Below are 18,596 nucleotides of genomic sequence, written 5' to 3' on the forward strand. Positions count from 1 at the left end.
GTTATCGCTAACTTCTATTGAGGATTTGTTGTGAAGAACGTTTTATCTGGCTCGACTATTCGTTGGGGGATTATTGGCTGTGGCGCAGTAACCGAAATTAAAAGTGGTCCAGCCTACCAAAAAACCGAAGGGTTTGAACTGACAGCGGTAATGCGCAGAAATTTAGCCCTCGCTAAAAGTTATGCACAGCGTCATCACGTTGCTCATTATTTTGATGATGCTGATAGTATTATTAACAACCCCAATATAGATGCCGTTTACATTGCTACGCCGCCCGATAGTCATAAACATTATGCATTATTAGTGGCTAAAGCCGGTAAGCCCTGTTGTATTGAAAAACCTTTAGCGCCAAATTACGCTGATAGTGTTGCCATAGTTGAAGCCTTTAAAGCAAAAAAATTGCCTTTATTTGTTGCCTATTATCGTCGCTCGTTACCGCGTTTTAATAAAGTAAAAAGTTTACTAGAAACGGGCGCAATAGGTGAGGTACGCCATGTGAGTTGGCATTTAAGTAAGCCTGCTAACGCGCTTGATTTATCAGGGGAATATAATTGGCGTACCGATAATGCAATTGCTAAAGGCGGTTATTTTGATGACCTAGCAAGCCATGGCTTAGACTTAATTAGCTATTTATTGGGGAACTTTAAAACAGTACAAGGCTTAGCGACTAATCAGCAAGGCTTGTATAGTGCCTTTGATGCCGTTACCGCCAATTGGTTACATGAGAGTGGTGTCACTGGTGTGGGTAGCTGGAATTTTGGTGCTGCGGCGCGTCAAGACCGATTAACATTTTATGGCAGTGCAGGGGAATTACGTTGCTCCGTATTTGATGAAGCGCCATTAATACTCTCTCAAGGAGAGCAACGCCAAGAACTAAGTATTGATAATCCAGATAATATTCAGCTATACCATGTACAAAATATGCAGGCGCAGCTGGTAAAGGGTATTTCACACCCTTCAACGGGCAAAAGCGCATTACATACTAGTTGGGTTATGGAGCAAATATTACAGGATGGTGGTTAATTTTAACTTGTTGATTATGAATTAGTTATCAAGTATTTTATCAAGGCTATAGGCTTTTGTTGCATTTTAAAAGCTAGTGTTACTTTAACAATTGAACGGCATTAAATAAAAAGGATTTACTTATGAAAGATATATTTTTCTTCGACTCGATGTTAACACCTAAAATAATCACCTTTGTTTATTGGTTAATGTTACTTAGTGTACTTATTTCAGGTATAGGAACTATGTTTATCGGCCATGGCGGCGGCTTTTTCGCAGGTATGGGTATTCTTATTGGTGGTGCCATTGGTGCCAGAATTTGGTGTGAGTTATTAATTGTATTATTTAAAATACATGCAAACCTTCAAAAAATAGCCGATAAGTCAGAATAAAAGTTAATAGTTCAGCAAAAATTATAAAAAATAGTTGTTGTTTTAAGTTGTCGTTACTTAGGGTTATCAACTATTTTATCGCCCCTTTATCAAGGTTAGAGGAATAAGGACGTTTCGTGGCAAATTCAGGTCAGTACTCATTAAAAGAAGTATTCACACCGGCAAAACCCGCCAGAGTTAGTTTTATTAACCGTAATAAAATTAATAGAAGAGTGGTGCGAGCATTAGAAACTCCCGGCATTCAGATTATTGTTTATGGTCACACTGGTAGTGGTAAAACAACTTTATTAGAAAATAAGCTGTACGAAGTTTATGAAAAGCATATTCGAACCAACTGCATGGTCGGTTCAACGTTTGAACAAATTGTTTTAGATGCTTTCGAACAATTGGCTGAGTTTTATGTGGACGAGGTCACTAACAATAAAAAAAACCAAATTAGTGGTTCGCTCCAAGCGAATTACCTAGCAATTAAGGCTAGCCTTGGCGTAAATATTGAACAAGCACAAGGGGTAAAACAAAAACGATTATTACCCCCGCAATTATCGCCCCAAAACCTGGGGAGATTAATGGGCGCTGCAGGTTACTGTTGGGTGCTTGAAGACTTTCATAAAGTGGATGATAACGAAAAAATAAAGCTCTCCCAATTAATGAAAGTATTCATGGATATGTCAGATCAATATGAAGACTTGAAAATTATTGCATTAGGCGCTGTTAATTCTGCCAGAGATATTGTTAAAAGTGATGCTGAAATGCGACGAAGGTTGTCTGAAATTAACGTGCCGCTTATGCAAGATTCTGAGATAAGAGCAATTTTAGCTAAAGGCGAAGACTCTTTAAATATTATTTTTGGCGCGGATTTAAAAGAAAAAATAGCGCACTATTGTAATGGCTTACCTGCTATTGCTCATAAAATTGCTTATTTGATGTGTGATGGCGCAAATATTAAAAAGACCTTGAATAAATCTCAATGCTACGAGTTTACTGAATCTGATTTAGTGCTAGCTGTTGATGAATATATAGCCGATGAATCAGATACAATAAAGCGAGTATTTGACAATGCGCTGACCCATAATAAAGGCGAAAATGCCATTAGGTCACTGTTTTACGCCGGGCAAGAAGGCGGAAATATTGATGAGCTTTTTGGTTACTGTAAAGCGTTCCGTATTCGCATTCAAAAAAATCACCTAGAGGCCACTCTCAACGAGTTATCTTTACCTAAGTTTGGTGAGGTTATTAAGTTTGACGAAGATTCACATTTCTACAGTTTTTCAGATCCATTTTTTAGGTCATTTGCTTTGGCTTTTTTTGGCGAGAAAGATGAAGCGAATATTAATAAAAAGCTTACACCGCTGCAAAAACAGCAGATCTACCAAAAAGCAATTAACAAAATGAATCAGGTGATAAGTGCTTAATTTGTTAATGATAATTCAACCAAACACTGAACGTCGAACGTATAGCTCTGATGCTCTAGTTAATTCAAACTAATATTTTTTGCCTCATAATGAGGCGTTATATCACAGGAAGGTTTAATAACATGAATAAAGTTTTTAGTATTATTTTAGTGGCTCTGCTGTCTTTTTCAGCCAATGCCGATGAGAATTTATTTTCGGGAACATGGACACTTGTTTCAGGTGAATATATTAATTATGAAGGTAAGTTAGTCAGTTATGAGTCGCTTAATTTACGTTCAATTAAAGTTATTACTAACACTCACTTTAGTTTTGTCACTATGTCTGGGGATAAGTTTTGGAGCTCAGGTACAGGAACTTTTGAGGTTACCGATAGTGAATACATTGAATCACCTTTATATACCTCATTTAATTCACCAGAAGGTAAGAAGTATGTATTTAAATATAAAAAAGAGGGCGACAAATGGTTTAGCTCTCGATGGGAAAATGACAAACGCGTAGAGTACGAAGTGTGGCAGCGTATTAGCGATTAATGAAAATTTATTGGTGGGGAATGTACTGGCGATACCTAGCGTCAATTGCTGTGATGCTACTTTTGGTCGCACTTATTGATGCGCAACTAGATTTAGTTAGTTTAGTTGGAGTGGAATTTTTACCAATAGCTTTTTGGGGATTTATGGCCGTATTTTTTATATTTACGGGTATTTTTCAACGAAACGGCTTTCTGTATTTTTTCTGGGGTTATAAGTTAGCGCTAAACAATAAAGTTTGGTTGCAGTTCAATGCAATGTTAGTGTTTTTATTTGTTGCATTGGCTGTTGCTGGTTACATTATCAATGAAATAGCTAGTGCGAACAATTTGTTGTATTACAAACTATACGGTCAAATGACACTTTTAATCTTTTACCCATTATTTGTGGCAAGGTTTGTGACAAAAGGCTTAAAGCAATAAAGCGGTATATATTTATAGAGTGTTGATAAACAATCATGGATAAAATTGTGAATATTAAAATTGGCGGGTTAAGGGATGAACAGGTTATTTCTTTATTAGAAGAACACCATGAAGATATGTTATCTCATTCCCCACCAGAAAGTGTACACGCATTAGATATAAGCGCATTGGAACAGCCAAACGTAACATTTTGGAGCTTATGGATTGGTCAAGATTTAGTTGGAATAGCTGCTTTAAAAGAGCTTGATAAGTATCATGGTGAAATAAAGTCGATGCGTACTTCGACTCATTTTTTACGTAAAGGTATTGCTCGTAAAATGCTAGAGCACCTTATACTGCAAGCGAGCGCCCGATCATATAAAAAGCTAAGTTTAGAAACAGGCACGATGGATGCGTTTTTACCTGCGCAAAAGCTATATCAGCAGTGTGGTTTTCAAGTGTGTAAGCCTTTTGGCTCTTATCAAGAAGACCCATATAGTATGTTTATGTCAAAAAATATTAGCTAATGTGTATAGGTAATAAAAAGTACACTAGTGCAAAGCGACAGTTTTTTTTAATCGATTACGTAAATTAGTAATTTGGGGCTATTAATGAAGCGCTAAACATTTAGGAGTTCTTGTGAAAATAATATTACTATTTATGAGCATATTGCTTAGTGGTTGCGTTGGCATGCCTGATTCAGTAAAGCCTGTTGATAATTTTGAACTCGATAGATATTTAGGAGAGTGGTATGAGATTGCCCGTTTAGACCACTCGTTTGAAAGGGGATTAACTCAAGTTACTGCGAACTATAGTCTTAAAGACGATGGCGGTGTGCTTGTTGTTAACCGTGGATTTTCAACAACTGATAATGAATGGAAAGAAGCTGAAGGGAAAGCCTATTTTGTAAACTCTAATTCAGAAGGTTATCTAAAAGTATCGTTCTTTGGGCCCTTTTATGGTTCTTATGTTATTTTTGAATTAGAAAAAAGCAACTATCAATATGCATTTGTTTCTGGACCAAATACCGATTATCTTTGGCTTTTATCAAGAACAGCAACGGTAAAGCCAGAGGTAATCGAGAAGTTTGAAAAAATGTCAAAAGCGCGTGGTTTTAATATAAATGAGATTATTTATGTGCATCACGACTAACACCTACTAAATTGCTTAGAGAACAATACTCATTTAAAGATAAATCGCTAAAAGTTACCTTTAAAAGCAATTGATTGTTAGTTTTTTATTAAGCGCTTAGTGCTTTGGAAAAGCGGTTAGTCGGCTGAGCGAAATGCTCACAACCACCAATGCAAAAAATAAAATATGTAACCAAAGCTTAGGGCCAATTTCGGTGTTTAAGTCAGATAAAGCGAAGATATTTGTAAATTCACCCGTGGTAATCAGTTTTATAACCCACTCATTAGCAGGCGTTGCAATGAGCGTAGTTAACCAGCCTAAAATAATTATTTGTAAAAAGCTGACAGTAAGAGATTTATTAACGTTGTAGATAAGGAGTGAAATAAAAGTATAAAATATTGAAACAGTCCCATGTAGTAACCAAGCTAAAATAACAGCATATTCCTCACTATAATGTCCTACCTCTACATACACAGCAGCATGTCGCGATGTTAATGTCAGCATTCCAAAAAAGGGTTGAATCACAATAAAGGCAACACTTGCAATAAGCCCGATGACAAGTGTAGTGAGTAGTGTTTTTATGTTCATATTTACTTATTAATAGTTTATTTATAACTAATAGATAGGTTGAAATTGCTTTTTATTTCAAAATGAATATAGTTTATGAGCTACAAACTTAATAAGCATTCAAACGGACTTGAGATATTGTCTTAATACCTCACTCAGGTTAGTTAATATTTATCAGTCATTTAATCTAATGTTATTGATTTTAGGAATATATGAGTTTTTTTCAAAAATTTATTTTAGCTTTATGCTTTGCTATTGCCTTTTTTGTACCCGTTTGGTTTTTAGGCTTAGGCATAGTTGTCGGGATTTTATATGCCGTATTTAGCCTTTTTAGCGGTGACTACTTTCTGTTTTTTATTCCATTAGTGTCTGCTTTAGGTGCTGTGGGTTTTTGGGGAATTTGCCAATTACTTGCTAAAACCTTAGATAGCGCCATTAATATTGCTAGCCCTAAGCGGCTCAGAATATACCTATGTTTAGGAGTTGTTTCTTTATCGATAGCCGCCACTATTGCAGCGCTGAAATTAGGGGTTTATGGGTTGTTTTGCTTGTCCCCGTTTTTAGTCACTTTATTTTTAGTGAACTATCACCGCGCTTATTTAACGAGTAAATAAGCATTTTTCATTATTAATGAATTTCATAATAGCTATTATTGTTCAGCCAAGCATTAATACGCGCCATTAATAAGTTACTCTTAGCGTTTTCTGCAATGGCAAGCGCTTGCTTAGCTAAGACGTTTGCTTGTGTTGTTTGCCCTTGTGCTTGTTTAATGTCGGCTTGTGCTAATAAAACAGCTACCTGATTGGTTACCACGCCATTTTCGTTGGCGATTGCTATTGCTTGTGAAAAGTAATGCTTACTTTGCTCAATTCGGCCCTGTTCATTGGCGATAATAGCGAGCTCTATTAAAGGTCGGGTTTGACCATAATTACCTCGAAATTTTTGATAAAAGGCTAACGCGGTTTGCTGTAATTTAATCGCCTGAGGGTAATTCTTTTGTAAACGTTTTATTTTACCTAATTCTTCATGTGAATAAGCAATAAATAGTGAGTCTTGGTGGGTGTCAGCTAAATTTTGCGCTGATATTATATAGCGCTGAGCCTGTAATAAGGTTTCATTATTAAGGCTATTGTTGGCTTGATGCCAATTCATTAATGAGACCCCCAGTAATAAATAACTACGCATTTCTTCACGATAAGCCTTCTTTTCTTTTGCTTGCTGAATGTTTTCTTGCATTAAGGCTAAGCCACGTTCAAGGTTATTATTATTCATATAGCAGGCAGCTAAATAACGGCGAGCAGGTAAGAGTTCGTTGTTGGTTTGCAGGGCAGAAGAAAAAAAGCCAATCGCTTTGCTATATTCTCGTAACAGGTAAAGCTCAATACCTCGGGCAAATGCTTCATTACTAAAGTCGTGTTGTGCCGATGCCGTGGTATTTGGGGTGAAATCACTATAGCGTAAAGCTATTTTTTCAACTAACTGCTCAAAAGCTTTTTCAACCGTATCAGCAAACTCAATACCTCGTTCAACGCTATGCGGTAAATATAAGGTGTAATGCAATTGGAAGTCTTGCGGGTAACCCAGCAAGCGTGATTGTACAATTAAGTCTGCCGCTAATGTGTTTTGTAAGCTGGCAATTTGTTGAGCGTCTTTCGGCGAATGTAGGTTTTTTAACTGAGGTAAGGTACGTTGCACTTTATCGCTTTCTATTACGCTCAAATTACTTTGCTGTTCTAAGCGCTGGCTTAAGTATTCAGTGCCCTTTATAGGAACCCAATTATGTATGTCATCGGGCATATCATTTTTTACCGGTAAAAATGCTACCGTCATAATTTTTTGGCTACTTAATTGAGGGTCTAGCTGATTAGCCGCCTGCTGACTTTTATAGAGGAAAAAAGTTACCCCTACTGTAATTAAAATAATGATTAACTTAGTTATTTTGCTCGATATAAAAGGATTTTTCGTTAATGGGGTGCAGACAACTTCTGTTAAATCAGCTGTCCATTGGTAACCCTGGCGAGGATAGGTTTTAATGACTTGGCTACCTAAAATATCACGAATTTCTTTAATAGATTGAACCAATACCTGTTCTTGCACTATAACATCATGCCAAATCTCATCTAATAAGCACTGCTTAGTAACGACTTCTTGTTGATGGGTAATTAAATATTTAAGCACTAATAACGTCTTGGCTCTGACGTTGATCTTTTCACCGTCTTTGATGATAACACCAGCGGTTAAGTTTATTTCAATGTCAGCAAGGGTAAAACGCATAAAATATTGGTATATATGAGTAAAAGTGGCAAGCGTATGTTGGCTTAAATTAAAAAGGAGTGCAACAGCCCTAATGGAAAACTATTCTGACGAAATCTCTTGCTTTGAATAGTGGGGTCAATTAACGTAAATAGCTCTTATTCATTGTGCATTGTGCTAAGTGTAATGTTAAACGCTCTGGGTAATAACAAAGATTAGGATTTATCATGTTTGCAGACTCTCTGCATTCTCAAAAAAACACAAAGGAAGTTACATGTTAATTGTTGAAGAATTACTAACCAACCCTACGCTGTGGGTTACGCTGGTTATTTTATATACCTTAAAAAAAGGTATTCATTTTGTCCCTCAAAACCGTGGTTATGTTATTTACACTTTGGGTAAATACAGCAAAACGCTATCAGCGGGTTTGAATTTTATTATTCCGTTCATACAATCGGTTGCTGCAAACCGTAACCTTAAAGAGCAATCGTTAGAGATTATTTCTCAAGCGGCAATCACTAAAGACAACATTACTTTGGAAATAGATGGTATTTTATTTTTAAAGGTAACAGATGCCGCAGCGGCAACCAATAATATTACTGACTATAAACTGTCAGTAACGCAATTAGCTATGACTACCATGCGTAACGCGATTGGTTCAATGGAGCTTGATGAGTGTTTTCAAAATCGTGACATGATTAATGCACAAATTTTAACGTCAATGACCGATGCCACTGCGCCTTGGGGTGTTATGGTGACGCGTTATGAAATTAAAGACATTATGCCGCCACAAAGTATCCGTGAAGATATGGAAAAACAAATGACGGCAGAGCGTGAAAAACGCTCGGTTATTTTAACCGCTGAAGGTGTTAAAACGGCAGCCATTACTGAAGCTGAAGGTCATAAACAAGCGCGTGTTTTAGATGCAGAAGCCGCTAAGGCTGAGCAAGTACTTGCAGCACAAGCTTCACAAGAAGCCCAAATTTTAGAAGCAACAGGTAAAGCAGAAGCAATACGTTTAGTTGCCGAAGCAGATGCTAATGCCCTCGAAGTTGTTGGGCAAGCGGCCAATACCGATCAAGGTCGTTCTGCAGTAACACTAACTTTGGCACAAGATGCGATTAAAGCTCATCAAGCAATTGCGAAAGACAGTACTGTAGTTTTAACCGATGGTAAAACGGGTGACAATATTGCTAACACCGTAGCGCAGGCTATTGCGGTATCGAGCACGTTGAAGTTACCAACACAGCTTTAATTATTAATATTAAGATGAATAGTATTTAACCTGAGCTCGGCTTAACAAATATTTCTCTAGCAGCTATTTTTCCTGATTTCTTCGTTAAATTTATTTGCAATAGGCCAGCTATTGACGCGAAATTTACCTTGCTTATCATATGAAAAGAAGAAAAACTATCAAGCTAGAGATTCTGAAGAATAATTTTTGCTTATATTTCAATTTGTTAAATACTTCTTAAATCGAGTTCAGGTTATTTAAGTAAACCAGTTAAAGCTAAGGTCAAACAGTTTAGGAGCTTTTCATGCAACATTTTTTAGAGAACCACCATCATTTATGGTACGTCATCGCTGGAGTTAGTTTTCTGGTTGAACTCAGTATTATGGGGTTAAGCGGGCCATTACTCTTTTTTGCTATTGCCAGCTTAACAACGGGAATATTAGTGAATGTTGGTTTTATTAGTGGTTGGCCAAGTGAAATATTAAGTGTCGGTATTTTATCTGCGCTTATTGCTGTTTTACTTTGGAAGCCATTGAAGAGGCTACAAAATACTAAGCAGAAAACCGATAATTCAAGTGATATGATTGGCTTGAAAGTACCGGCAAGTGCTGATATTACCTTAACCACTGGTAGTATTCGGTACTCAGGTATTAATTGGCAAGCACGTTTGGCTGATAATTGTGAAGTTGAAAGTATTGGCGAAAATAGCCAATGTGAAATAGTAGCCATTACCGGTAATACGATGTTGGTAAAGCCTGTTTAATGAGGTTTATTTTTCAATAATATTTAAGCGACATACAGCAATAGGCTTTATGTCGCTTTATTTTTACTTTAGTTGTTCAAGTCGTTGATATTTTTGTTTGTGGATAATGATATTTCGAATAAGTCGGGTATGATATTTTTCGTTATTGTTTTTTTCGAAGTTGGTATTGCTGCCTTCAAAATAGCTAATATCGTCGCGATAAAGGTAAAGCACCTCGTCAATAAAGTAAGCCTTATCTCCAGACATCTCTAGCATAGGAAACGAGAACGCTTTATCATCAACACGTCTTATATACTTTCCTGTGCTGTCTACAAGGTTCTCTAAAGTGACCTTTCTCCATTGCAGCCAGCAACCTAATTTTAACTTCCACAATACACGATTTAATGCGGCTTCTAGCTCTGTTTTAGATATATTGAAAATATCCATGTTTAGCTGTAACCAAAGCTTGTATTTAAAAGTTTTCAAATGGGAAGCAAACCATTTGTTTTTTCGAAATGAATTGTTTTTAATAACGCTATTACTATATGGGCGACAATGCTTCCCTATTGTACCGTTCGAGCGTTGAAAACAGCCGTAAGTCATCCAACAATTTTGCTGTTGATAGGTGTCTGCTACTTTTTGTAACACATTTTCATCAAAGAGCCGATCATCACCATCAACTAGGACAATCACATCTTCAGGCCGTGCATTACATAATGCGATACCTTCAACAACATTTCTGGTTTTATATTTTTTTTCATCGTTAATGATTAGCTTGAAGCGGTTATCGGCTGCGATCGCTTCTTGGACAATTTCAATGGTTTTATCCGTCGAGATGTCATCAATTAATATCACCTGAAAATTACTGAACGTTTGGTTTTTAATAAACGCTATGTTTTCTGCAATCCATTCTTCCACGTTATACATGGCGACTACTAAATGGAACTTAATGTCAGACATTAATCAACTCCCTGTTTTATTTTGTTATCTTGTTGTTGTATATGACTTTACCATATGCCAATTGTTTAAAAAATTCTGTTGTCATTTTGTAAAAAGTTGCCTTCTTCAATTTAACGATAAATTTTATCAGCCCAGCGCGCTAAGCCAGAGGTGACGCTGCCAAAGTGATCGCCAATCACAACCGGGATAGTTGGCATTTGCTGTTGTAAAAATTCATTAATGACTGGCGACTTAGCGGTACCACCGGTGACAAAAATCACATCAGGCTGGCACTGTGCTTTGTTAACCGTCTCGCGCATTAATTCACTAATACTATTTAAGGTGTGACTATTTGCTTGTTTGAGTAACGCGCGATCAACCTCAACGTTAAGGTCAGCGCTAATATCACTTAAGTCAATTTGTTGGCTAAGCGTCTCTGATAACCCAATTTTGGCTTGCTCTGCATTATTGACTAGCTGATAACTTAGCTTTTGATCGTGCACTGTTAATAAGCGGCTAACCATCTCACTGTGCTGAGCATCGCGGCTAAGTTGCACTAAGTCGCGGCGGTTTTTCGCACTGTAAAACTCGGTTTGTTCGTTAATGTTGTTAATGGCAATGGCTTGTCTAAAGGGGATGTTTGGTAGCGGCTTACCCGTTTTGAAGTTATCGTTCATCCCTAAACTTGGCATAATACCACGTAAGGCCAGTTGAATATCAAAATCGTTACCGGCAACACGAACACCGCTGTGTGATAGTAAATGCTCAACACGTGAATCACACCGACTTAATTCAGGTCCCATTAATAACATCGAGCAATCACTGGTACCGCCGCCAATATCAACCACTAATACCTTAGTTTCTTTGGTCAAACTGGCTTCAAACTCAAAACCAGCAGCGACGGGCTCAAATTGAAATTCAACGTCAGTAAAGCCAACGCGCTTAGCGGCATTGGTTAGTACCTCAATAGCTTGACGGTTACTTTCTTCCCCGTGTAAGCCTTGGAAATTGATCGGGCGGCCAATTACGGTTTTGGTTATTGCTCGCTGCAACTTATTTTCGGTTAAGGTTTTTACGTTACTCATCATGGCGGCAACAATATCTTCGAAGAGGTTTATTTGGGCTGGTACTAAGCCACGGGCCCCTAAAAAGGACTTCGGTGATTTAATATAATAACCTTCTTCAGGGTCTTCTAAATATTTATCGAGCGCCGCTTTACCGAACAGTAAATTACTATCAATACCGTCAAAAGCAAGCTCACGTAATACGGCTTGGCCTTTTTGTAACTGTGGCGCACGAGCTTGCTTGTAGCTAAGCTGTTGCTCAGTAGATAGTTGTTGATAAAGCCAATTAACAATCATGTCGCGACCAGGCGCATAGAGGTTAGATGCGATATAACGGTTATTCGCCGCTAACTCAATAATATGTGGTTTGCCATTGACCATTTGGGCGACGCTACAATTTGAAGTGCCGTAATCAAAACCTATCATTATTGCTCCTTAACGAGTTATATTGATTAGTGTGTTAGCGTTGCAATACCTGCCAAATAAATATTGCGAAGTAACGCGTTAAAAAAGCCGCGTAGCATACGGGGTAATACTAGCCCCTGCAAGTTGTAATTAGTTTAAGCTTAATGAGGGTAGAGATTTATTGTAGATAGTTATCGCTCACGTTAAAATCACGGTTTGCTTATTAATGAGTTGTAAAATGAAACTTAACAAAACCAGTCAAAAAATAGATAACAATGTCTGTAAGGCGTTAACAATTGCTTGTGAAAGTGCTTTACATGAAATTGAAGGCTTTGAATGGCTCACTCATAGAGCTAGTTATACTAACTTTCCTGCAAGTTTAGTGGTGACTTGTGTATTTACGACCGATGAAAAAATAACAGCTATGCTGGCAAATAAACAAGATGCTTTTTTACGCGATAATATTCAAAAACAGTTATTGAAAGTAGGTGTGGTTGTGAAAAATATTAACCATGCTGTGCGCTTTGATAGTGAGGAAGCTTGTTTACGCCAACATCAAGGGCAATGGCCTGAGCGGTTGGCGTTAAACATTAGTAAGCAAAAACCGAATCAAAAAGGTCGTGCTCTTCATTAAGTTACTTAACTATGGCGATACTTAAGTTAAGTAATTCAGTTCAGGTGAGCTTTATTCTCTAATTTGCCCGTCACCAAAGACAATAAATTTTTCGGTTGTTAATGCTTCAAGCCCCATAGGTCCATATGCATGTAACTTACTGGTTGAAATACCAATTTCAGAGCCTAAACCAAGTTGGTTACCATCGGAAAAGCGTGATGAGGCATTAACCATGACCACTGATGAGTTTATCTGTTTAACAAAAGCTTGGCAGCGAGAAATATCTTGGCTGACAATGACTTCGGTATGATCAGAGGTAAACTCATTAATATGTGCAATAGCATTATCAAAACTACTCACTACTTTCACGGCAATTTCTTGTGCTAAGTATTCAGCATGGTAATCGTCTTGTGTGGCGAGTTCCGCATTAGGGAAATAACCAATACTGTGCTTACAAGCATGTACACTTACCTTAGCTGCATCGGCTAATGCTTTGGCAGCGAGTGGTAAAAATTGCGCACTAATATCACCGTGCACTAAAACCGTTTCAAAAGCATTACATGCACTTGGTTTTTGGGTTTTACCATTGACTAAGATGTTGATTGCTTTGTCTAAATCCGCATGTTTATCAATGTATAAATGACAAACACCTTTGTAATGCTGAATGACAGGAATTTGACTATTTTCAGTAACATAGCGAATAAGCCCTTCGCCACCACGTGGGATTACTAAATCAATGGTTTCTTTTTGTTTTAAAAGCTGCTCAATAACAGTACGGCTAGTATCAGGAATAACACTGACAATGTTTTTGTCGATACCTAATTCAGCAATGGTTTGATGTAAACATTGGGCAATGGCTAAATTAGAGTGAATGGCCTCTGAGCCACCACGTAAAATCACCGCATTACCTGATTTTATACATAAAGCGGCGGCTTCGGCGGTAACATTAGGGCGTGCTTCATAAATCATTGCAATTACCCCAAGCGGAATGCGCATTTTGCCCACTTGTAAGCCATTAGGGCGTAGTGCTAAGTTGCTGACATCGCCTACGGGATCTTTCAAACCATTAATTTCACGAATAGCGGCGCTAATATCTTTCACTGCTTGTGGGGTGAGTAATAGCCGATCAAGCATTGCTTGAGTTAAGCCTTTTTCTGCACCAGCAGTAATATCTTTGGCATTTTCTGCAATAATAAAGTCGCTGTTTGCTTCAATAGCATCTGCAATAGCATTGAGTAAGGCGTTTTTTTGTTGTGCCGATAATTGTGCGGCAACTCGACTCGCTGTTTTTGCATGGCTTGCCATGCTTGCGATGTTAAATTCTGTCATAGTTATACTCATTTTAATTGATTAAGGTCGGCTCTGTTAGTGTTACGCTAATTGTGCGCTACAGAGGGAGGTTATAAGATAACCATGTCATTACGGTGAACGATGACATCTCCTTCATCGTGACCTAAAATATCCGATATATCATCACTTTGCTTACCAATAATACGCTTTAAGTCGTGATGGTTATACGCACAAATTCCTTTTGCGATCACTTTATTGGTTTGATCATCAATTAACTCAATAGCATCACCCGCTTCAAAAGCATAATGAACGGATTTAATCCCTGATGGTAAAAGAGAAGCGCCTTTATTGATTAAGGCATTAACGGCACCTTTGTCTAAATTAATTTGCCCTTGGCTCTTTAAGGTGTGTTTGAGCCAATGTTTTTTAGCGGTAATGATGTTGGTGTGAGCAGTAAAGCGTGTACCAGGGTTTTTATTTTCCAGTACTGAGGCAAAAACCTCACTTTTGGTACCATTAATAATATAGGTATGAATGCCATGTTCAATTGCTTTTTCGGCCGCTTCAATTTTGGTTTTCATACCACCTGTGGCAATTGGGTTACGACTTGTACCCGCCATAGAGTATATGTCATCGGTAATTTTATCGATAACAGGGATCAATTCAGCATCTGGATGCGCATTAGGGTCTTTATTAAAGAGGCCATCAATGTCACTTAAAATAAATAAGCAATCTGCTTCACAAGCTTGCGCGACTAATGCCGCCAAATTGTCATTATCACCAATGGCGAGCATGTTAGTGATAACGGTATCGTTCTCATTAACAATAGGTAATATATTATTGTCGAGGTGAATTTGAATAGTACGTTGAATACTGATGAAGCGCTCACGATCGGCTAAATCGTCTTGAGTGATGAGTATTTGGCTACATGGCTTATCAAAAAAACGTTGCCAGTTTGCCATCATTTGCATTTGACCAACACTGGCCATGGCTTTTTTTGTGGATACAGATAACTCTGGACTACCGTGTTGAATTAAGTTTCTACCAGCAGCGACACCACCGGATGAGACTAAGATTATTTCTTTACCTTGCTGTTGACACTTAGTAATAAATTGAGCAATTGCTAGGGTATATTTGCCACTACAACCATCTTTACTTGGGGCGACTAGCGCACTGCCTACTTTAATTACAGCTCGATTAAAGTTCATTTTTCCTCCTGTTATAACACCAACGATTAGTATGCTGGACTGAGAATATAAATTCAACTGTCGAAGATATTTATGCACTAATGGCGAGGGAAATGCACATACTTTATTCTGCTCGGTAATAACTTAATCAGCTAAGGAAGAAGCTACCCAGTTCTTTCAATTTACATATTGCCATTTAACTAACCTGAATTCGGCCTAGTAGGTATTTAATCGTTTGAAATATAAGTAAAAATTATTTTGTGAAACGCTATTCTTAATTCAAGGGAAATTTCACGTCAATAGCTGAACTATTGCAAGTAAATTTAACGAAGAGGTTAGGAACAGTAGCTGCTAGAGAAATATTTGTTAAGCCGAGATCAGGTTAACTATTTTTATTGACGTGTAGAAGTCATTAGTTGTACCAGTAGATAATTTAAAAACGGCCTTTAAATGTTGATAAATTGTGTTGTTTTTCATAAGACATTATTAGAGGAGAAATAATTTTCTAGTGAGCATAACCATTGATTAAGCTGATTAAATTAATCAGTAGGTAGAATAAAGCGTATAAATTTTTTCTCATTCGTGGTTAAATAAGCGTATCTTGTAAACAGTTAAACTAGTCTTAATTAAAACGAATATGCTTAATTTTCTCCCAGGCAAACTTATCGGTTTGTTCTCTTTTCTTTTTTATGTTGTGAATACCATTTTTTGGTTATTACCTATTTTATTGTTTTCATTATTGAAGGCACTTTTTCCATTTAATATTACGCAAAAAGTATTTAGTTACTTACTCGATTTAATGGCCAGTAACTGGGTTGCGGTTAATAGTATTAATCAGAAACTATTCACCAAGACCAATATAGTGATTACTGGCCTGAATGGCCTCAATAAAAAAGATTGGTATTTGGTTTTAGCTAACCACCAAAGCTGGGTTGATATACTTGTATTGCAGCGCGCATTGCATGGAGAAATTCCTTTTTTAAAGTTTTTTCTGAAAAAAGAACTTATTTATGTACCATTACTAGGGCTAGCTTGGTGGGCATTAGACTTTCCTTTTATGAAGCGCCATACACAAGCATTTTTACGTAAAAATCCACACCTACGTGGGCAAGACTTAGAAACAACTCGCAAAGCCTGCGCTAAATTTAAATATAAACCTGTTAGTGTTATGAGCTTTATCGAAGGGACGCGCTTTACCCCCGAAAAACATCAACAACAAAACTCACCTTTTCAACACTTATTAAAGCCAAAGGCGGGTGGTATTTCTTTTGTACTAGATGCAATGGGCGAGCACCTAACAACAATTGTTGATGTAAGTATTTATTATCCTGATGGCATTCCAAGTTTTGCTGACCTGCTGTGCGGACGAGTGAAAGATGTTCATGTCAATATTCGCACATTAAATATTAAAGAAGAATTTGGTGATAACTTTTTTGATGGCCGCGCTAATAAAGCTGAATTTCAAAAATGGTTAACACAGTTTTGGCACGATAAAGATGCAAAGTTAACTGAAATGATGTCAGCACAACAGTTAAATAAATAACTTAACATAGCAGGTTACAAGGGTTTAAAGTCTTATGAATGAGTTGATTAAAGCCTGGTTAACAGAGCAGGGTGTACAACAAGTCTATTTAGATAGTGCTGCTATTGCGATTGGCGTAGCGGTTATTCTAGTGATTAGTAGTATTAGCTTCTATGTTGCTAAATATCATATTCTTAAAGTAATACAGCGCGTTATTGTTCACAGTAAAAACAAGTGGGACGACGCGCTAATTGAGCATAATGTATTAAACCGCGTCACGCTGTTAATTCCATTTATATTAATGCTTTTTCTAGCACCTATCATTTTACCTGATGACAGCCTGTCTCAGCCGGTTATGATACTGGTTGCTAAAGTTATTCTTACCTTTCAAATTGCTCGTTCTATTAGTGCATTGCTTAATGCAGGTCGTAGTGGTTATCAAGAAACCGCTAAACAACGTTACTTACCTTTAAATGCCATTATTCAAATGATTAAGTTGGCATTATATATAGTGGCGAGCATTATTATTGTTGCCTTAATTATTGACCGATCGCCAGTGTATTTACTGAGTGGCTTAGGTGCCTTAACTGCGGTTTTATTATTGGTTTTTCAAGACACTATCAAAGGCTTGGTGGCGAGTATTCAAATATCTGCCAATAGAATGGTGGTCACTGGTGATTGGGTTGAATTACCTAAATATGGTGCCGATGGCGATGTTATTGAAATTGGTTTAAGTACGGTTAAAATTGAAAATTTTGATAAAACGATCACAACGGTACCTACTTACGCATTAATTAGTGATTCGTTTAGAAATTGGCGTAATATGTACCATACTGGTGCTAGAAGAATTAAACGCAGTATTATTATTGATTTAGGTAGTATTGATTTTTTTAGTGCCGATAAAATTCAGCAATTAAGTAACGCCTCTTTATTAAATAATTATCTCAATGATAAAAAGCAACAATTAGCCTCGCAAAGTAAACAAGATAACGACGACGAATCATTAGTAAAAATAAACCATAGGCAGTTGACCAATATTGGTACTTTTCGCGCCTATATCACCGAATATTTACAGCGAAACCAACAAGTACGCTCAAACCTTACCTGTATGGTTAGGCAATTACCTGCGACCGAAAACGGTTTACCTTTAGAAATATACTGTTTTGCAGATACCACTGATTGGTTAACGTATGAGGCGATACAAGCGGATATATTTGACCACCTCTTTGCTGTTGCTTCGCAATTCGAGCTTCGCGTTTTTCAGCACCCTAGCGGACATGATTGGCAGCGGAAGTCTTAATGTAAAGCCCTCAGAGCACTGTTGCTCGGAACGACTAAAGGTATTGTAATGAAATCAATAACAGAGCAATTGGCACGTTACAAAAGTGTACATCTGAATTCGAAAAATATTAGCAGTCATTTTGTCGGGGTACCTTTAATTGTTTTTGCGGTTACCCTGCTACTCAATACGATTACTTTCGAGCTTGAGTTTAGCAATTTGTTTGACAGTGCGTTACGGCTAAAATTTACCTTAGCTATGGTTATTTTTACTTTTGTAGCTTTGTACTATTCACTGCTACATCGTTTACTCGCACTAGGTATGGTGGGATATATTTTATTGAACCTATATTTGGCGCACTTATGTAGTGATGTCAGTGGCATTTTGTCTCTAGCTATTGGCTTATTTGTTGTTGGCTGGATTATTCAGTTTATTGGTCATTATTATGAAAAAGCCAAGCCAGCCTTTGTTGATGATTTGAGTCAGTTTTTAATTGGTCCACTATTTCTTATGGCTGAAGTGTATTTTATGCTTGGTTTGGCGCCTAAATTGAACGCTAAGGTTAGTGTATTAGCGCGGGAAAAACGCAAAGCACTTGATGCTAAAAATGCGGTTAGTTAAAACTTATATGAGTGT

At 37.3% G+C, this 18,596-nt stretch carries 20 protein-coding genes; 14 read left to right on the top strand and 6 right to left on the bottom strand.

All coding sequences use genetic code 11. The features are described from left to right. Nucleotides 1-30: 30 nt before the first annotated feature. The 7 genes from ABD005_RS04265 to ABD005_RS04295 all read left to right on the top strand — a co-directional run bounded on the left by ABD005_RS04265 (nucleotide 31) and on the right by ABD005_RS04295 (nucleotide 4,886). Nucleotides 31-1,023, top strand: coding sequence for a Gfo/Idh/MocA family protein (locus tag ABD005_RS04265; protein WP_343815350.1), 993 nt, complete (start codon nucleotides 31-33; stop codon nucleotides 1,021-1,023). Between the two features lie 122 nt (nucleotides 1,024-1,145). Beyond that, entirely contained in the window at nucleotides 1,146-1,394 is a 249-nt protein-coding gene (locus tag ABD005_RS04270; protein WP_215980368.1) for a DUF4282 domain-containing protein, read from the top strand. Between the two features lie 116 nt (nucleotides 1,395-1,510). Further along, entirely contained in the window at nucleotides 1,511-2,806 is a 1,296-nt protein-coding gene (locus ABD005_RS04275; protein ID WP_215980367.1) for an ATP-binding protein, read from the top strand. A gap of 122 nt (nucleotides 2,807-2,928) precedes the next feature. Next, on the top strand, nucleotides 2,929-3,336 hold the full coding sequence (locus ABD005_RS04280; RefSeq protein WP_343815355.1) for a hypothetical protein: 408 nt from the start codon (nucleotides 2,929-2,931) through the stop codon (nucleotides 3,334-3,336). After that, nucleotides 3,336-3,755, top strand: a complete 420-nt coding sequence (locus tag ABD005_RS04285) for a hypothetical protein (protein WP_343815357.1) — start codon at nucleotides 3,336-3,338, stop codon at nucleotides 3,753-3,755. Before ABD005_RS04280 ends, ABD005_RS04285 begins: the two co-directional genes overlap by 1 nt. Before the next feature lie 47 nt (nucleotides 3,756-3,802). Next, nucleotides 3,803-4,261, top strand: a complete 459-nt coding sequence (locus tag ABD005_RS04290) for a GNAT family N-acetyltransferase (RefSeq protein ID WP_343815360.1) — start codon at nucleotides 3,803-3,805, stop codon at nucleotides 4,259-4,261. A 133-nt stretch (nucleotides 4,262-4,394) separates the two neighbouring features. Continuing rightward, entirely contained in the window at nucleotides 4,395-4,886 is a 492-nt protein-coding gene (locus ABD005_RS04295) for a lipocalin family protein (RefSeq protein WP_343815639.1), read from the top strand. 96 nt (nucleotides 4,887-4,982) lie between these two features. On the opposite strand, the gene ABD005_RS04300 is transcribed toward ABD005_RS04295, so the two are convergent. Beyond that, nucleotides 4,983-5,453 carry a hypothetical protein gene (locus ABD005_RS04300; protein WP_343815363.1) on the bottom strand — a complete coding sequence of 157 codons (471 nt, stop codon included), beginning with the start codon at nucleotides 5,451-5,453 and terminating at the stop codon, nucleotides 4,983-4,985. Between the two features lie 191 nt (nucleotides 5,454-5,644). On the opposite strand from ABD005_RS04300, the gene ABD005_RS04305 reads away from it, so the two are divergent. Continuing rightward, a complete protein-coding gene (locus ABD005_RS04305; protein ID WP_215980363.1) occupies nucleotides 5,645-6,046 on the top strand; it encodes a hypothetical protein in 402 nt (133 codons plus the stop codon). A 13-nt stretch (nucleotides 6,047-6,059) separates the two neighbouring features. Here ABD005_RS04305 and ABD005_RS04310 read toward each other — a convergent pair whose 3' ends face one another. Further along, entirely contained in the window at nucleotides 6,060-7,706 is a 1,647-nt protein-coding gene (locus tag ABD005_RS04310; RefSeq protein ID WP_343815367.1) for a tetratricopeptide repeat protein, read from the bottom strand. A gap of 253 nt (nucleotides 7,707-7,959) precedes the next feature. Between ABD005_RS04310 and ABD005_RS04315 the strand changes: the two genes are divergently transcribed. Next, nucleotides 7,960-8,940 (top strand): SPFH domain-containing protein, encoded by a 981-nt coding sequence (locus ABD005_RS04315; protein ID WP_215980361.1) that lies wholly within the window; start codon nucleotides 7,960-7,962, stop codon nucleotides 8,938-8,940. Between the two features lie 283 nt (nucleotides 8,941-9,223). Next, nucleotides 9,224-9,682: an NfeD family protein gene (locus tag ABD005_RS04320; protein WP_343815372.1), complete on the top strand. Its 459-nt coding sequence runs from the start codon at nucleotides 9,224-9,226 to the stop codon at nucleotides 9,680-9,682. A gap of 63 nt (nucleotides 9,683-9,745) precedes the next feature. On the opposite strand, the gene ABD005_RS04325 is transcribed toward ABD005_RS04320, so the two are convergent. Together ABD005_RS04325 and yegD are read right to left on the bottom strand one after the other, a co-directional pair. Then, nucleotides 9,746-10,621 (bottom strand): glycosyltransferase family 2 protein, encoded by an 876-nt coding sequence (locus ABD005_RS04325; RefSeq protein WP_343815375.1) that lies wholly within the window; start codon nucleotides 10,619-10,621, stop codon nucleotides 9,746-9,748. A 110-nt stretch (nucleotides 10,622-10,731) separates the two neighbouring features. After that, nucleotides 10,732-12,090, bottom strand: a complete 1,359-nt coding sequence (yegD, locus tag ABD005_RS04330) for a molecular chaperone (protein WP_343815377.1) — start codon at nucleotides 12,088-12,090, stop codon at nucleotides 10,732-10,734. Between the two features lie 217 nt (nucleotides 12,091-12,307). On the opposite strand from yegD, the gene ABD005_RS04335 reads away from it, so the two are divergent. After that, nucleotides 12,308-12,703: a Fis family transcriptional regulator gene (locus ABD005_RS04335; RefSeq protein WP_343815380.1), complete on the top strand. Its 396-nt coding sequence runs from the start codon at nucleotides 12,308-12,310 to the stop codon at nucleotides 12,701-12,703. A gap of 51 nt (nucleotides 12,704-12,754) precedes the next feature. On the opposite strand, the gene ABD005_RS04340 is transcribed toward ABD005_RS04335, so the two are convergent. Together ABD005_RS04340 and proB are read right to left on the bottom strand one after the other, a co-directional pair. Beyond that, nucleotides 12,755-14,011: a glutamate-5-semialdehyde dehydrogenase gene (locus ABD005_RS04340; RefSeq protein WP_343815383.1), complete on the bottom strand. Its 1,257-nt coding sequence runs from the start codon at nucleotides 14,009-14,011 to the stop codon at nucleotides 12,755-12,757. A 71-nt stretch (nucleotides 14,012-14,082) separates the two neighbouring features. Next, nucleotides 14,083-15,180 (bottom strand): glutamate 5-kinase, encoded by a 1,098-nt coding sequence (gene proB / locus ABD005_RS04345; protein WP_215980356.1) that lies wholly within the window; start codon nucleotides 15,178-15,180, stop codon nucleotides 14,083-14,085. A gap of 616 nt (nucleotides 15,181-15,796) precedes the next feature. Here proB and ABD005_RS04350 point away from each other — a divergent pair. From ABD005_RS04350 to ABD005_RS04360, 3 genes are read left to right on the top strand one after another with little or no spacing between them, the layout of a single operon-like run. Continuing rightward, nucleotides 15,797-16,702 (top strand): 1-acylglycerol-3-phosphate O-acyltransferase, YihG family, encoded by a 906-nt coding sequence (locus ABD005_RS04350; RefSeq protein WP_343815387.1) that lies wholly within the window; start codon nucleotides 15,797-15,799, stop codon nucleotides 16,700-16,702. A gap of 34 nt (nucleotides 16,703-16,736) precedes the next feature. Continuing rightward, the gene (locus tag ABD005_RS04355) at nucleotides 16,737-17,981 is read left to right on the top strand and encodes a mechanosensitive ion channel family protein (protein ID WP_343815389.1); all 1,245 of its coding nucleotides are present in this window, start codon (nucleotides 16,737-16,739) and stop codon (nucleotides 17,979-17,981) included. A gap of 48 nt (nucleotides 17,982-18,029) precedes the next feature. Then, nucleotides 18,030-18,581: an Mpo1 family 2-hydroxy fatty acid dioxygenase gene (locus ABD005_RS04360; RefSeq protein WP_343815392.1), complete on the top strand. Its 552-nt coding sequence runs from the start codon at nucleotides 18,030-18,032 to the stop codon at nucleotides 18,579-18,581. Nucleotides 18,582-18,596 lie beyond the last annotated feature (15 nt).

Origin of the sequence: Colwellia asteriadis (assembly GCF_039523295.1) — a bacterium.
Lineage (GTDB): Bacteria > Pseudomonadota > Gammaproteobacteria > Enterobacterales > Alteromonadaceae > Colwellia > Colwellia asteriadis.

What these genes read in the sequence shown, in the direction of transcription:
- ABD005_RS04285 (WP_343815357.1), top strand. Translation starts at nt 3,336, where the DNA reads ATGAAAATTTATTGGTGGGGAATGTACTGGCGATACCTAGCGTCAATT.
- ABD005_RS04305 (WP_215980363.1), top strand. Translation starts at nt 5,645, where the DNA reads ATGAGTTTTTTTCAAAAATTTATTTTAGCTTTATGCTTTGCTATTGCC.
- ABD005_RS04280 (WP_343815355.1), top strand. Translation starts at nt 2,929, where the DNA reads ATGAATAAAGTTTTTAGTATTATTTTAGTGGCTCTGCTGTCTTTTTCA.
- ABD005_RS04320 (WP_343815372.1), top strand. Translation starts at nt 9,224, where the DNA reads ATGCAACATTTTTTAGAGAACCACCATCATTTATGGTACGTCATCGCT.
- ABD005_RS04355 (WP_343815389.1), top strand. Translation starts at nt 16,737, where the DNA reads ATGAATGAGTTGATTAAAGCCTGGTTAACAGAGCAGGGTGTACAACAA.
- ABD005_RS04335 (WP_343815380.1), top strand. Translation starts at nt 12,308, where the DNA reads ATGAAACTTAACAAAACCAGTCAAAAAATAGATAACAATGTCTGTAAG.
- ABD005_RS04310 (WP_343815367.1), bottom strand. Translation starts at nt 7,706, where the DNA reads ATGCGTTTTACCCTTGCTGACATTGAAATAAACTTAACCGCTGGTGTT.
- ABD005_RS04270 (WP_215980368.1), top strand. Translation starts at nt 1,146, where the DNA reads ATGAAAGATATATTTTTCTTCGACTCGATGTTAACACCTAAAATAATC.
- ABD005_RS04360 (WP_343815392.1), top strand. Translation starts at nt 18,030, where the DNA reads ATGAAATCAATAACAGAGCAATTGGCACGTTACAAAAGTGTACATCTG.
- proB (WP_215980356.1), bottom strand. Translation starts at nt 15,180, where the DNA reads ATGAACTTTAATCGAGCTGTAATTAAAGTAGGCAGTGCGCTAGTCGCC.
- ABD005_RS04350 (WP_343815387.1), top strand. Translation starts at nt 15,797, where the DNA reads ATGCTTAATTTTCTCCCAGGCAAACTTATCGGTTTGTTCTCTTTTCTT.
- ABD005_RS04325 (WP_343815375.1), bottom strand. Translation starts at nt 10,621, where the DNA reads ATGTCTGACATTAAGTTCCATTTAGTAGTCGCCATGTATAACGTGGAA.
- ABD005_RS04295 (WP_343815639.1), top strand. Translation starts at nt 4,395, where the DNA reads ATGAGCATATTGCTTAGTGGTTGCGTTGGCATGCCTGATTCAGTAAAG.
- yegD (WP_343815377.1), bottom strand. Translation starts at nt 12,090, where the DNA reads ATGATAGGTTTTGATTACGGCACTTCAAATTGTAGCGTCGCCCAAATG.
- ABD005_RS04300 (WP_343815363.1), bottom strand. Translation starts at nt 5,453, where the DNA reads ATGAACATAAAAACACTACTCACTACACTTGTCATCGGGCTTATTGCA.
- ABD005_RS04340 (WP_343815383.1), bottom strand. Translation starts at nt 14,011, where the DNA reads ATGACAGAATTTAACATCGCAAGCATGGCAAGCCATGCAAAAACAGCG.
- ABD005_RS04315 (WP_215980361.1), top strand. Translation starts at nt 7,960, where the DNA reads ATGTTAATTGTTGAAGAATTACTAACCAACCCTACGCTGTGGGTTACG.